The sequence below is a fragment of the Paenibacillus sp. 1001270B_150601_E10 genome (assembly GCF_015558675.1).
Classification (GTDB): domain Bacteria; phylum Bacillota; class Bacilli; order Paenibacillales; family Paenibacillaceae; genus Paenibacillus_B.
Genome location: NZ_JADMOL010000001.1, coordinates 76,867 through 90,626 on the forward strand (window position 1 = coordinate 76,867; position 13,760 = coordinate 90,626).

Below are 13,760 nucleotides of genomic sequence, written 5' to 3' on the forward strand. Positions count from 1 at the left end.
ACTCATAGTTACCATCTTCGCTTGCTTAGACTCTCTTTTTAACTTGCAAAAAAAGCCCCCGCAGCAGCCGCTGCGAGGGAACATAGAACCGTATATAGAGCACAAAAACCAATTAGAGTACATGAATGATTATTGAATCATTAAACTGTGTGGATGGGATGGCCAAGTACAACCTCAGCCGCTTCCATCACGATTTCACCAAGCGTTGGGTGAGCGTGAATCGTCAATGCAAGATCTTCAACTGTTGCAGCCATTTCAACCGCAAGACCCATTTCAGCGATCAAGTTGGATGCTTCAGGACCAACGATTTGAGAACCGATTACAACACCGTTGTCTGCATTAGTCACAATCTTAACAAAGCCGTCTACGCTGCCGCCAAGGGACAATGCGCGACCGTTCGCAGCATAAGGGAACTTGCCTGCTTTGACGTTGATGCCTTTTGCTTTTGCATCAGCTTCGGACAAGCCTACGCTTGCACATTCAGGATCAGTGAAACATACTGCTGGCATTGCTTTGTAGTCTACCACGCTAGGCATTCCTGCAATCGCTTCTGCTGCAACTTTACCTTCATAAGAAGCTTTGTGAGCAAGAGCTGGTCCTGCTACGATATCACCGATAGCGTAGATGTGAGGAATGCTTGTGCGACCTTGGTGGTCCACTTCGATCAAGCCGCGATCCGTCATTTTAACACCGATCATGTCAAGACCAAAGTCACCGTCTGTATTTGGACGGCGTCCAACAGTAACAAGCAAGTAGTCTGCCGTTACTTCTTTGGTTTCACCGTTCACTGTGAATTTCACGGTAACATCTTTATCCGTTTGCTCAGCAGATTCTGCTTTTGCATTTGCATGGATTTCGATGTTTGTTTTCTTCATGTTCTTCGCAACAAGCTTCGTCATGTCTTTATCGAAGCCAGGAAGTACAGTGTCAGCACCCTCAATGATGGTTACCTTTGTACCGAACTTAGAGTACATTTGGCCAAGCTCAGCACCGATGTATCCACCACCGATAACGATCATGCTCTTTGGAATCTCAGGCAAGCTGAGTGCTTCTGTAGAGGACAAGATGCGTCCGCCAAATGGGAATGCCTTCAGCTCGATAGGACGAGAACCTGTCGCGATGATGCAGTTGTTGAATTTGTAACGAGGAGATTCTTGCTCGTTGAACAAGCGAGCCTCTGTCTCGTTGATGAACATTGCTTCGCCTTTGAAGACTTGCACTTTGTTCGCTTTGAGCAAACCAGCAACGCCGCCAGTAAGCTTCTTCACAACTCCGCCTTTGAAGTTTTGAACTTTGTCCCAATCAACGGTAACGTCGGATACGTTAATACCGATGTCAGACCCATGTTTTGCAACTTCATATTGATGAGCTGCGCTGATCAAAGCTTTGGATGGAATACAACCGCGGTTCAAGCAAACGCCGCCGAGTTCGGACTTATCTACGATCAATACGCTTTGACCAAGCTGAGCTGCGCGAATCGCAGCTACGTAACCACCAGGGCCAGCTCCAATAACCAAAGTATCAATGTTTAATGATGCGTCTCCTACTACCATCGGTTACACCTCCATAACGAGCAATTCAGGATTTGCAAGCAATTGCTTGATATAATTCATTGCATTTTGTGCTGTCGCGCCATCGATGATACGGTGGTCGAAGCTCAAGGACAATGCCATAACTGGTGCTGCAACGATCTCGCCGTTCTTCACAACTGGTTTTTCTGTGATACGTCCAGTACCCAAGATTGCAACTTCTGGGAAGTTGATGATTGGCGTAAAGAACATACCGCCAGCAGAACCGATATTCGTGATGGAGATTGTGCTACCCTTCATTTCTGTTGGAGCAAGCTTACCTTCACGGCCGCGGTTAGCAAGATCACGGATGTCATCAGCGATCATCCAGATGCTGCGACGATCTGCATCTTTGATAACTGGAACGATCAAACCGTTATCTGTATCTGTAGCGATACCGATGTTGTAGTATTTTTTGTAAACAATTTCTTGAGACTCTTCGTCGATCATTGCATTCAATACAGGGAACTTACGAACCGCTGCGATCAATGCTTTCACGATGAATGGCAAGTATGTTACTTTCGTACCTTTTTGTTCCATGATTGGTTTCAAGCGAGTACGGAATGCAACGAGTTCAGCAACGTCCACTTCGTCCATGATTGTAACGTGTGGAGCGGTGTAAGCCGATTTAACCATTGCGTTGGAGATCGCTTTGCGAATACCTTTGAACGGTACGCGCTCTTCTTCAGCATTGCGATCAGCTGCTGGTGCTGCCGCTGCTGCAGTGGATGCCGCTGGAGCTGCTGCTTCTTTAGCTGCTGGAGCCGCTGCAGGTGCACCGCCATTTGCGAATGCTTCTACATCTTCACGAGTGATTTTGCCTGCTTTGCCTGTTCCAGGCACGCTAGCAATATCTACGCCGAGATCACGAGCAAGTTTGCGAACGCTAGGTGTTGCAAGCACTTCAGCATTAGGTGCTGCTGGAGCTGGAGCCGCTTCTGCTTTTGGAGCTTCTGCTGCTGGAGCAGGTGCTTCTTCTTGTGCTGCATGGTTCTCAGCTGGAGCTGCTTGCTCAGGAATGTCACCTTCTGCATCGATGATCGCAACGACTTCACCCATGTGGCATACTTGACCGTCTTTAGTCAACACTTCAAGTACAGTACCGTTAACTGGGGAAGGTACTTCCACGATCGCTTTGTCATTTTGTACTTCCATGATGATATCATCGTCAGTGATTTTATCACCTGGTTTAATATGCATTTTAATAATTTCGCCTTCATGCAACCCTTCTCCAAGCTCAGGGAAGCGATATTCAAACTTAGCCACGTAAATGACCTCCTATTCGCGTATGTCTCAATTCGATGTTTATATTAGAAGTTCAATACTTCTTCAACTGCTGTAATGATGCGAGCAGGTGTTGGGAGCCATTGATCTTCGATTTGTGCAAATGGATAAACCGTATCTGGACCTGCAACACGAAGCACAGGAGCTTCCAAGTGAAGGATTGCTTTTTCGTTGATTTGAGCAACCACTTCTGCTGCGATACCAGAAGATTTTTGAGCTTCTTGAACCATGATGACACGGTTTGTTTTCTTTACAGAAGCAACAATGGTGTCGATATCAAGTGGAGCCAATGTACGAAGGTCGATTACCTCCGCGTCGATGCCTTTCTTTTCAAGCTCAGCAGCAGCCTTCATGGAAGTGTGAACCATCAAGCCATAAGCAAGAATTGTGACGTCTTTACCTTCACTCACAACGTTTGCTTTGCCGAGTGGTACTGTGTATTCGCCCTCAGGCACTTCATCACGGAATGCATGGTACAGGTTCAAGTGTTCCATGAAGAATACAGGATCGTTGTCACGAATAGCAGAGATCAGCAAGCCTTTTGCATCGTAAGGGTTAGATGGAATAACCACTTTGATACCTGGAGTTTGAGCGATCAAACCTTCCAAGGAATCAGTGTGCAATTCCGCCGCTTTTACTCCACCACCAAATGGTGTACGGAATACGATTGGAGAATGGTAGCGACCACCAGAACGATAGCGCATGCGTGCAGCTTGTACGCAAATTTGATCCAAAGCTTCATAAATAAAGCCTACGAACTGAATTTCTGCTACTGGGCGGAAGCCTTGGATACCAAGACCTACTGCCATACCGCCGATTGCGGATTCAGCGAGTGGAGTATCGAATACACGATCTTCACCAAATTCTTTTTGCAAACCTTCTGTTGCACGGAATACCCCACCAACGTGACCTACGTCTTCACCAAAGACAAGCACGTTCTCATCACGTTTCAATTCTACGCGCATCGCATCGCGAATTGCTTCTTTCATATTCATTTGAGCCATTGCTTCGTTTCCTCCTTACCGTCTATGAACAAGTTCAAGTAAAATCATCCGAACGTCTATTATTGAGATACAATTTTCGCATCTGTTTTTTGGTCTTCAAGATGATGCGGAGTGTTTTCGAACATGCTGTCGATCAAACCAGTCAACGTCATTTTCTCTGTTTGTTCCGCACGTTTGATTTCTTCGTTCACTTTTGCTTTTGCTTCATCTTTTACGCGAGCTGTATCTTCTTCAGTCCACAAGCCTTTAGACTCCAAGTATTTGCCGAAGCGCACGATTGGATCTTTGATTGACCATTCTGCTTCTTCGTCTTTTGTACGATATTTCGTTGTATCATCCGCCATGGAGTGAGGACGGAAACGGTAAGTCAAGGATTCGATCAATGTTGCCCCTTCGCCTTTACGTCCGCGCTCAGCTGCGATTTGAACCGCTTTGATAACCGCAAGAACGTCCATGCCGTCAACTTGCATGCCTGCAATACCAGCTGCCAATGCTTTGTGAGCGATGGATTGTGCTGCCGTTTGCTTTGCAAATGGTGTTGTGATTGCATAGCCGTTGTTTTGTACGAAGAAGATAACTGGCAAGTCGTAAGCACCTGCGAAGTTCAAACCTTCGTAGAAGTCGCCCTCGGAAGAACCGCCGTCACCTGTGTATGTGATTGCAACTTGCGGCTTCTTGCGAAGCTTAAAGCCTTTCGCAATACCCATTGCATGTAGAATTTGCGCACCGATGATGATTTGCGGCATCAATACGTTTACGCCTTCTGGAATTTGACCACCATGTTGATGACCACGGGAATACAAGAAAGCTTGGTACAACGGAAGACCATGCCATACGATCTGAGGCATATCACGATAAGCTGGAACAACGAAGTCTTCCTTCTCAAGCGGATACACACTACCTACCATAGAAGCTTCTTGGCCAGACACAGGAGCGTAGAAACCAAGGCGTCCTTGACGACCCAAGTTGATCGCACGCTCATCCCATGTGCGTGTAAATACCATGCGGTACATAATTTCTTTCAGTTGATCATCCGTCAACTCAGGCATCATATCTGGGTTAACGATCTCACCTTCAGGAGACAAAACGGACAATGGTGTTACATCTTCCGCTTGTACTTCAAATGGGAACTTACTCATCATATTTCACCTCAACAAAAAATTTGAAGAATTTAAATATCTGTTATATGGTTATTATACACCTGTTACACACAAAAGGTCAAAGAAAATAGCGATAAATTTGAACTTTTTATTAAATTGTAATTGTAACAGGTCTTAAAATTTTGTATAACAGATTGATACAAAGTTGTCTAACTTGTGAAAAATGAAAGTAATTACAATTCAAATTTTCACTTGTTTTTCTTCATATTATTGCACTAAACCTGTTTCAAAATCTGGTAATTTCGGTTAGTGTGTAATATGAGTAACTTACCATAAGGCGGTGCACTACATTTGACAGATTCTATTTACCTTAAGCGAACCGTAATTAAACAAGACATAGCATGTCCACTTCTTCCAAATGGAAATCGAACCGTGCGTGTATATTTGCCACCTGGATATCAGGAGATCCTGAGCTATCCTGTCGTCTACTGCCAAGATGGAGAGGAATTTTTCAATTTCGGTCGAATTGCCACTATCGCAAACAAGCTTATTATCGACGGCGATCTTGATCCTTTCATTATTGTAGGCGTAGATGTCGACAAAAAAAACCGTACAAATGAATATTCACCAGATGAGAGTGGTTTTGAATCGTATTCTCGCTCTTTTCTTGAAGATATCGTGCCAGAGATCGAAAAGCTTTACCCTGTCCGCACGGATTGGACAGATATTGTGCTCGCTGGCGATTCATTAGCTGCGACCGTATCGATGCATATCGCGCTCAAAGAGCCAAATAAGTTCCGACAAATTATTTCTTTGTCCGGTGCCTATTATCCTGCCTCGCAAACAATAATTGCTGCAGAACAGGATCTTAGCTGGCTACATGCCTTTATGATTGTCGGTCTGCAAGAAACATCCTATGAAACAGATCGTGGAACCTTTGACTTTGTTGATCTCAATCGCAAGACACGCCAGCTTCTCGAAGAGCGCGGCGCACATGTCTACTATGAGGAGCATGACGGCAATCATGTATGGGGATTCTGGCAGCAGCACTTAGCCCACTCCCTGCAACATTTCTTAGCTTGATCTTTTTAGGATATAAATATAAAAAAAGAGGCAGGTTTTATCGCCAGTGTAGAATGGAAGACACATTGGAAACTGTCGTATCAAATTTTGTATATGGTTAGAGATTGTATAGAAGTAAGCAGAAGAAAAGGCATTTTCATCATTCACTTGGGATGACGGAAGTGCCTTTTCCTTGTTATTCATGTGGTATATACAGATAAGTTAGTGTTTGGAGAGATGATGTTCACGATCAATGCGTTCTAACAATCTTTTGCAGCCCTGCGATACAAGTCGGTAGGTCTCTTCGAAGTCACCCGTATAGTAGGGATCAGGAACATCGGCACCCTTTTCATCAGGCAGTAAGGACATGAGCGGCAGCATAGTTGTCGTGCCTTCATCCACTCCCTGCCATTTTTTCAGATTATCCATATTGCTTGTATCCATGCCTACGATGTACGTGAATTGTGTGAAATCATTTGAGGATACTTGTCTTGCTTTGATTCCTTCGTATGAAATCTGATAACGATCCAGCTGCTCCTTCGTGCCCTTGTGTGGAGCTGCACCAATATGCCAGTCTCCTGTTCCTGCACTATCAACTGTAATTTGCGAGCTTAAGCCAGCTTGTTCGACCTGGTGTCTAAGTACCGCCTCAGCCATTGGTGAGCGGCATATATTGCCCAAACAAACAAAGAGTACAGATATCATCCTTTAACACCTTCCTTTTCATACAGATGACGTTTTGGTAATTTCCATTTATATTTAAATGATAATAAACGCATCACAACGATAAACGCAAATACGATCCAAAGTTCCGAACTCGCTCTCGCCCATCCTAATCCGATTATAAGCCCTCCTGTAATCGCCCATATCGCGTACAGGTCCTCACGGAAGACGACTGGCTTGCGGCCTGCAAGCACATCTCGGACAACTCCCCCGCCAATACCTGTCATCATGGCAGCAAAGACCACGGCGATTACAGGCTGATGCGTCGATACCGCATACATGGCTCCTTGTACCGCAAAAGCAGCCAAGCCGATGGCGTCAAAGAACACTTCCACCTTTAGCCATGTATGAATCCACTTTACAGGCACGATCAGAATAATAGTAATCGAGATCAGCGCTGAATGAAGCATAAAGCTCTGCGACCAAAGTGAGGTTGGCGGGATGCCAATTAATAAGTTCCGGATCACGCCTCCGCCAAATGCAGTGACCAAACCTAGGATAAAGATTCCGAGGATATCATAGTCCTCATTCATGGCTGTAACGGCGCCAGATAGCGCAAAGGCGACCGTCCCGATAAAACTGAACACCGTAAACAATAAATCATCCACTTGTATGCACCGTCCTAGAAGTCACTTTCCAATAAAAATCTATCTCATTGTAACGACTTCACTCACAGGTTTCAATACAAAAATGCTGAATAACTAGAAAGGCTTGGAGCATGTGCATCGAATGGTTATACTATTAAGAGTCAGTTGGTTTATTTTTGCATAGATAAAGGAGACTACATTGTAATGAACGGATCCATAGATCAATCCAAACATATTGTCATTGTAACAGGCGGTGAGCTTTCCCCTCCTCTTCTTCAAAATATCAAAGATGCAGACATGCTGATCGGTGCTGATCGTGGAGCTGAATATCTGCTTGAGCATGGCTATACGCCGGATCTCGCGCTAGGAGATTTTGATTCGGTAGCTCCAGATCGCTATACATATATAGAAGCGAATAGTACCGCCTTCATAGGTGTCGATGCCATAGATAAGAATTATACGGATACCGAACTTGCCTATAAAGCGGCTGTCGAGGCACAAGCAACGAAGATTACATTAATCGGCGGAACAGGCACGCGACTTGACCATACGCTCGCAAATATTCATTTACTTCGCCAAGCGCTGGAAGACGGAATTGAAATGAACCTGTTAGATGTTCATAATTCCGTGCATCTCATTCATCAATCGATCACCCTGCCACAAGAACGTTACCATTACTTATCCTTACTGCCATTAACGCTTGAAGTTAGAGGAATCACTTTAACGGGATTTCAATATCCATTAGATGATGCAACACTAACCTTAGGGCAATCTTTAGCAGTCAGCAATCAATGGGCTGAAGTAGAAGGTACGATTTCCATTAAGGAAGGGCTATTGCTTGTCATTAGGAGCCGTGATTAAACAATAGTCGCTTACCGACTGTTATCATACAGATGTTGCGTTATATGTCTTTATCAAGCATAAACTTCTTGAATTACCATGAAATGATGAGAATCGTGCTTCTCATCATTTTTTAATGTAACCGCTTACATTATTGTTATATATAAAAGTATATACCCTTGGTATATTTAGGGTTATATACGTCTGTCTAACCTATTGTTATACTGCAGATGACAAAAAGATTACGAAAGGGTGACAATAGTGACAATATTGAAATCTATCACATATCGAAAATGGATGCTCATCACATTGATGTTCATTAGCACGACTGGAATTCTGTTTGGTGCTCCAAAGGCAGAAGCATATCCGGCTGGCGGTTCAGATTGGAACTGGGGTTCATACAACAATCCTTACTTCCAATGGCCAAATCAAGATTCTTCGAACTCTTCTCAAACGGATACAACGAATCAAAATCAAAACGAAGGCAAGTCAAACAGCGCTGTCGCTTCGCAAATCATCTCGATCGGTCAGCGTTACCTAGGGACAAAGTATGAATTTGGTGCTGACACCAATCAAACAAAGACATTTGACTGCTCTTCCTTTGTGAAGCATGTGTTCGACCAAGTTGGCATCGATCTTCCAAGAACCTCTTACACGCAAGCAAAAGAAGGGAAGCTGGTCAGCCGCTCTGAGCTTCAAACTGGAGACCTTGTCTTCTTTGCAACAGGACGCAGAGGCAAAGGGATTAGCCATGTTGCCATCTATGCAGGAAACGGACGTATCCTTCATACATTCGGCAGCCCTGGTGTCACTTTCTCAGATCTTAGCGATGATCAATGGAGCTCTAACTACGTAACAGCTAGACGCGTTCTTTAATAGAAAGAACTCCTATTTCTATAACAAAATCACGCGGTCGGACCCACAAGCTTATACCCGTAGCCACGAACAGTACGGATAAGCTTATGGGTTCGGCCGCGATCTATTTTCTGGCGCAGGTATCGTACATATACATCAACAATGTTCGTATTCGTCTCAAAATCGATATTCCAAATCTTCTCCATTAAGTACGATCTGGATAAAGGTGTATCCACATGAGAGGCCAAAATATGCAGCAGCTCATATTCTCTAGGCGTTAGCTCAATCCATTCGTTGTCTCTGTATACGAGGCGTTTCGCAGGATCAATCGTCAAATCACCAATGATCAAGGCATCGCTGTTAATCACATTGGATTTACATTTGCTCCGAATTGACTTTTTCAAACGGTAGCCCCATTCCTGCTCTTTGCAGGGAAATTCAATCATATCATCCAATCCTTCATCTAATAAGGAAAAAAGACAAGGATCCGTTGGGCGTTGTGTTACGAGAACAAAGCCAATCGGAAGCGGATGCAGTCTGATTGCCGCTGCAACCGTTTGAACAAGATGCCGAAAATCCTCAATACTCGTTGGGTTCAACTTCGACCGCCCTTGCAACAGGACAATGACAGCATGACTACTGTTGTTTGTTTCAGGTTGAAACAGTGTCAGGCTTATGTCTTCCCAATCCCGAACAGCATATGTATAGCCTACTGAACTTAACCACTTCGTAAACTGGCCTTGAAGCCGTTCATTACTAAGGTCTTCGTAATTTAGAATAAATAATTGATCTGGCTGAAAGGACATTGAGCTGACTCCTAACTGAATGCTCACCTTATGTACCAGCAACGGTTAAGCGTATTCGATAGTTGCCGTATGTCTATTGTCCTTCTCCGATGGGCAATCTATTCATTTACATCGGAACACCCACCACGCAATGAGTACGGTGTATCGGCAACCTCCTTTCTCTTCACTTGATAACATACAACACGAAATAGTGAGAGTTCACTCTAAATCGCATTAAATGGGTTCATCGAAAAAAAAGTCCTGCATCTTAAATTTGTATTTATAACGGTATATTCTCTAAAGGACTGCTTGCTGTTGCATACCTTTTCCTTGCTATTCTCCCTGCTTGATAGCCATAGCGCCCTGCTCGTACAGCGAGCTTCATTGCTTCTGCCATTAAGACAGGGTCATTAGCACCAGAAACGGCTGTATTCAAGAGAACTCCTGCAGCACCAAGCTCCATCGCGAATGCAGCATCGCCAGGTGTCCCTATTCCAGCATCAATAATCACTGGAACATTGGCTTGCTCGATGATTAAGGATAGCGAGTGTTGATTAAGAAGACCTAAGCCGCTGCCAATCGGAGATGCGCCCGGCATTACCGCATGGACACCAAGCTCCTCTAAGCGCTTGGCAAGGATAACATCATCGGAGATATAAGGCAGAACGATGAAGCCTTCTTCAAGCAGCGTCTCACAAGCTTTGTAAGTCTCAATCGGATCAGGGAGAAGCGTCTTCTGATCGCCGATCACTTCCACTTTCACCATATCGCAAAGCCCGGAAGCTTTTGCTAATCTTGCGATACGAACAGCTTCCTCTGCATTTGATGCGCCTGCAGTATTCGGCAGAAGCGTGTATCGATCTAGATCCAGCTGTTCAAGAAAATTCGGCTGATTCGGATCAAACACATTCATTCGGCGAATGGCAAACGTCAGTATTTGTGTTTCAGACACTTCTACTGCCTTTTGTTGAATCTCAAAACTAGGAAACTTCCCTGTCCCTAAAAGCAATCTAGCATCAAATTGATAAGGACCAATGATTAAGCAATCCTCTTGAGCCTTTTCCATGACCATCGCTGATCACCCTCCTCCTACAAATTGAACAATCTCTACTCGATCCCCGTCTGACAACTGAAGACGATCATAATCTTGCTTAGGAATAATCGTTCCATTATGCTCGACAATTACAATCCGTTCTTCCAATGACAGATGTGTCAATAAATGATAGATATAATCAATCTGCTCGGGTAGTTCAAGGATATCCCCATTTACAGCAACTCTCATCGCATGCACCCTCCCTTTTCTGGATCAACCCACAAAGTTTGCAGAACCCTGCAGCATCCGTTCCACCCTAAAATCATTTAAATACGCCCAAGGCATGCTTCCAGAATTCATCCAATCCACCAGCGCCGAAGCGGTAGCTGGAGCGAGCAGAACTCCATTGCGATAATGGCCTGAAGCTGCCCATAAGCCATGGACACCAGGGAGTGGCCCTATATATGGAAGATGGTCAGGCGTACATGGGCGTAGACCTGCCCATGCCTGTTCCCAGTGTGCGGAACGAAGCTCAGGAAGATAAGCGCATGCCTGTTCAAGCAAGTTCATGATTGAGCCAGCCTGAACATATCGATCATACTGGTCAGACATAGAGGTCGCTCCTATATAAATGCGTTGCTGGGATTTTGGAACAATATAGACACCTTCGCCGTATATAACTGTTTCAAATGAGGCTTTTGATCGAAGAACAAGCAGTTCCCCTTTAACCGAATAGTGCGGAAGGTGAACACCTGCCGATCGAGCCAGCTGTTCACTGTCTAAGCCTGAACACAAGACGACTTGATTGGCTGTAAAAGTTGTAGTCGATGTTCTCACACCTGTTATACGGCCATCATTGAGCATTAGCTCTTTAGCCTCTTCATGCTCTAAGCAATGAGCACCTGCTCGCCTTGCTGCTTCAAGCAAGGCTTCTGACAGCTTCGTTGGAGAGATATGGCCTTCATTGGCTAGATACTCAGCTCCTACTATCGAGTCACCTAACTCAAGGTTACGTTCACGCAGCTTATTCTTGTCGAACCAAGTTGGATGCGAAGTTAACGGAGGATATAGATCTGGAGAATTAGTTGTGCGGTGAGAGATATGATCCCTCTCTATACTAGGAATCTCCTTGCTTGGAATGATAACTCCGCGCAGACGAAGCTCAGGATCAATTCCTGTATCTTCCCAAATCTTTTCAGCCCATGTCCGATATAACTGTAAACTATCTACAGCGAAGGCACGCAAGGATGGATGCTCAAAACGCTCAGCGGTTGGTGCCAGCATTCCTGCAGCTGCGCATGTCGTGCCTTTAGCAAATTGGTTTCGTTCAAGCAGCGCAACTTTTGCACCTTGTTGGGCGGCTTCATAAGCAATCGCAAGTCCAATAATGCCTCCCCCAATCAGAATGACATCATAGCGATTCTCCTGTTGAAGCCAACCTCTTGTTTCCTTCTCCACGTCTAACACTCCTTTATATATGTAATGGTGATGTTGAACACTGTTGGATAAGAACAGATTGAATGGATTCCTGATATCTCAAAGCTGCATCTAACGGATTGGAAACGAGCCAGATCGAAGACATGACCGCTACACCATATGCACCTGCAGCAAAGAGCGAAGGAACATGTGCAGGTTCAATGCCTCCGATTGCAATAATAGGGGCATGTCTCAGTCGTTTCTTGCAATCCCGTAATCCATCAATTCCTCGGGCTGGAACCCCAAGCTTACTCTGGGTTTCAAACACATGACCATAAAGCAAGTAATGTGCACCGGCCTCCTCATGTTGTACAGCTTCATCAGGATGATGTATAGACACTCCAATCAGCTGATTCGGGTAAGCAGAACGAATCACACCAGTTGGAAGGCTGGAATACGTTAATTGGCTCCCCAGAGCCTTTAGTGAATGCGCAATGTCCGTCCGGTCATTAATGATCCACTTTTGAGCAGGAATCCCCCTTTTCTCTCCATCGGTAAGCAGTTCCCACATTTGAGCTGCTGTCCATTTCTTTTGACGCAAATGAAGGACATCGACGGTGTCTACAATGGAAGAGGCAATATTCAGAATACGTGCTGCCGATAATCCTTCTGGCGTAATCGCATGCAATCTTGGAATCACGAAACATTCCCATCCCTTCTCACGCAGTTCATTCTTGAACCTAAAATTAGGAAAAAAAAGACCACTCTATAGAGAGTGGTCGGATTGGATGTCTGCAACATTCTAAAACAATCGAGAGCGACTCATACCTCTACCCTTATAGAGCTGTTCGGACAAGCCATGAACGATAATGAAATGCTATCCATATACGATAATCCTTCTTGATCATGTGCTTATGCAATTCAGGGTAAAACGGTATAAATTGCGATGCAATTCCAATTCACACTTCCCTACGCTGGCATAATCCAGATCAGGTAGTTAAGGGTCCGAAGTCAATCACTTCATCTCAGCCAATACGGCCCCCCTAGTGTTGATAATGGTATTCGGTTGTCATGAGTCTGTCGCATAGTTTATCATGATTTCTATGTTTTGGAAAGGTATTTATTTACATTGAACACAACTTTGGATAATATCCTTTTTCAGCCGCGTGCTTCGCTGATTGAAGCACCTCCTCATAAACTGCTGGGCGGCATGCTTCCGGATAAGCCGTCTTTACTCCATTCACGTGTGTTCCATAATATGCAGTTCGTCTAACAATCTTGGACGCGCCTAGTGCATAGTTGTTGTACCTTGAATGTCCGATGGGCAGCCCTTGCAAAAATGCAAGGACTCCTACATCATCAATCGTGTTCTGCCATTGCTCCTCAGGAATCATCGGAAGCGTAAAGGTGTAATGGACACCTAAACGCATCAACTGTTCATTGTGTACCCTAACGGAGAATTCTATGGTTTGCTGGATAACACCGATTATGGTTTGTCTTCGA

The 13,760-nt window shown here is 44.7% G+C and carries 14 protein-coding genes, 1 pseudogene and 1 riboswitch; of the genes and pseudogenes, 3 read left to right on the plus strand and 12 right to left on the minus strand.

The annotated features are described in order from the left end of the window. Positions 1–140 precede the first annotated feature (140 nt). Genes lpdA through pdhA form a run of 4 tightly spaced genes read right to left on the minus strand, consistent with a single transcriptional unit; the run spans position 141 to position 4,995 of the window. The gene (gene lpdA / locus I2H74_RS00370) at positions 141–1,553 is read right to left on the minus strand and encodes a dihydrolipoyl dehydrogenase (RefSeq protein ID WP_195570672.1); all 1,413 of its coding nucleotides are present in this window, start codon (positions 1,551–1,553) and stop codon (positions 141–143) included. A 3-nt stretch (positions 1,554–1,556) separates the two neighbouring features. After that, entirely contained in the window at positions 1,557–2,834 is a 1,278-nt protein-coding gene (locus I2H74_RS00375) for a dihydrolipoamide acetyltransferase family protein (RefSeq protein WP_195570674.1), read from the minus strand. 44 nt (positions 2,835–2,878) lie between these two features. Next, positions 2,879–3,856 (minus strand): alpha-ketoacid dehydrogenase subunit beta, encoded by a 978-nt coding sequence (locus I2H74_RS00380; protein ID WP_195570676.1) that lies wholly within the window; start codon positions 3,854–3,856, stop codon positions 2,879–2,881. Between the two features lie 59 nt (positions 3,857–3,915). Beyond that, entirely contained in the window at positions 3,916–4,995 is a 1,080-nt protein-coding gene (pdhA, locus tag I2H74_RS00385) for a pyruvate dehydrogenase (acetyl-transferring) E1 component subunit alpha (protein WP_195572062.1), read from the minus strand. 312 nt (positions 4,996–5,307) lie between these two features. Between pdhA and I2H74_RS00390 the strand changes: the two genes are divergently transcribed. After that, on the plus strand, positions 5,308–6,039 hold the full coding sequence (locus tag I2H74_RS00390; RefSeq protein ID WP_195570678.1) for an alpha/beta hydrolase: 732 nt from the start codon (positions 5,308–5,310) through the stop codon (positions 6,037–6,039). 201 nt (positions 6,040–6,240) lie between these two features. Here I2H74_RS00390 and I2H74_RS00395 read toward each other — a convergent pair whose 3' ends face one another. Together I2H74_RS00395 and I2H74_RS00400 are read right to left on the minus strand one after the other, a co-directional pair. Further along, on the minus strand, positions 6,241–6,723 hold the full coding sequence (locus tag I2H74_RS00395; RefSeq protein WP_195570679.1) for a low molecular weight protein-tyrosine-phosphatase: 483 nt from the start codon (positions 6,721–6,723) through the stop codon (positions 6,241–6,243). Then, on the minus strand, positions 6,720–7,349 hold the full coding sequence (locus I2H74_RS00400) for a trimeric intracellular cation channel family protein (protein ID WP_195570681.1): 630 nt from the start codon (positions 7,347–7,349) through the stop codon (positions 6,720–6,722). Before I2H74_RS00400 ends, I2H74_RS00395 begins: the two co-directional genes overlap by 4 nt. Before the next feature lie 183 nt (positions 7,350–7,532). On the opposite strand from I2H74_RS00400, the gene I2H74_RS00405 reads away from it, so the two are divergent. Then, positions 7,533–8,189 carry a thiamine diphosphokinase gene (locus I2H74_RS00405; RefSeq protein WP_195570683.1) on the plus strand — a complete coding sequence of 219 codons (657 nt, stop codon included), beginning with the start codon at positions 7,533–7,535 and terminating at the stop codon, positions 8,187–8,189. 240 nt (positions 8,190–8,429) lie between these two features. Further along, on the plus strand, positions 8,430–9,044 hold the full coding sequence (locus I2H74_RS00410; RefSeq protein ID WP_324253966.1) for a C40 family peptidase: 615 nt from the start codon (positions 8,430–8,432) through the stop codon (positions 9,042–9,044). Positions 9,045–9,073: 29 nt separating this feature from the next. Here the strand turns inward: I2H74_RS00410 and I2H74_RS00415 are convergent, their stop codons facing one another. The 6 genes and pseudogenes from I2H74_RS00415 to I2H74_RS00440 all read right to left on the minus strand — a co-directional run. Beyond that, positions 9,074–9,829 (minus strand): winged helix-turn-helix domain-containing protein, encoded by a 756-nt coding sequence (locus I2H74_RS00415; RefSeq protein ID WP_195570685.1) that lies wholly within the window; start codon positions 9,827–9,829, stop codon positions 9,074–9,076. A gap of 259 nt (positions 9,830–10,088) precedes the next feature. Continuing rightward, the gene (locus I2H74_RS00420; RefSeq protein WP_195572064.1) at positions 10,089–10,874 is read right to left on the minus strand and encodes a thiazole synthase; all 786 of its coding nucleotides are present in this window, start codon (positions 10,872–10,874) and stop codon (positions 10,089–10,091) included. Between the two features lie 12 nt (positions 10,875–10,886). Beyond that, entirely contained in the window at positions 10,887–11,090 is a 204-nt protein-coding gene (thiS, locus tag I2H74_RS00425; protein ID WP_195570687.1) for a sulfur carrier protein ThiS, read from the minus strand. 24 nt (positions 11,091–11,114) lie between these two features. Then, on the minus strand, positions 11,115–12,299 hold the full coding sequence (thiO, locus tag I2H74_RS00430; protein ID WP_195570689.1) for a glycine oxidase ThiO: 1,185 nt from the start codon (positions 12,297–12,299) through the stop codon (positions 11,115–11,117). Positions 12,300–12,312: 13 nt separating this feature from the next. Then, positions 12,313–12,957 carry a thiamine phosphate synthase gene (locus I2H74_RS00435; RefSeq protein ID WP_195570691.1) on the minus strand — a complete coding sequence of 215 codons (645 nt, stop codon included), beginning with the start codon at positions 12,955–12,957 and terminating at the stop codon, positions 12,313–12,315. Positions 12,958–13,206: 249 nt separating this feature from the next. Continuing rightward, a riboswitch (TPP riboswitch) is annotated at positions 13,207–13,312 on the minus strand. Positions 13,313–13,381: 69 nt separating this feature from the next. Then, positions 13,382–13,760: pseudogene (locus I2H74_RS00440) on the minus strand (hypothetical protein); the annotation flags it as partial.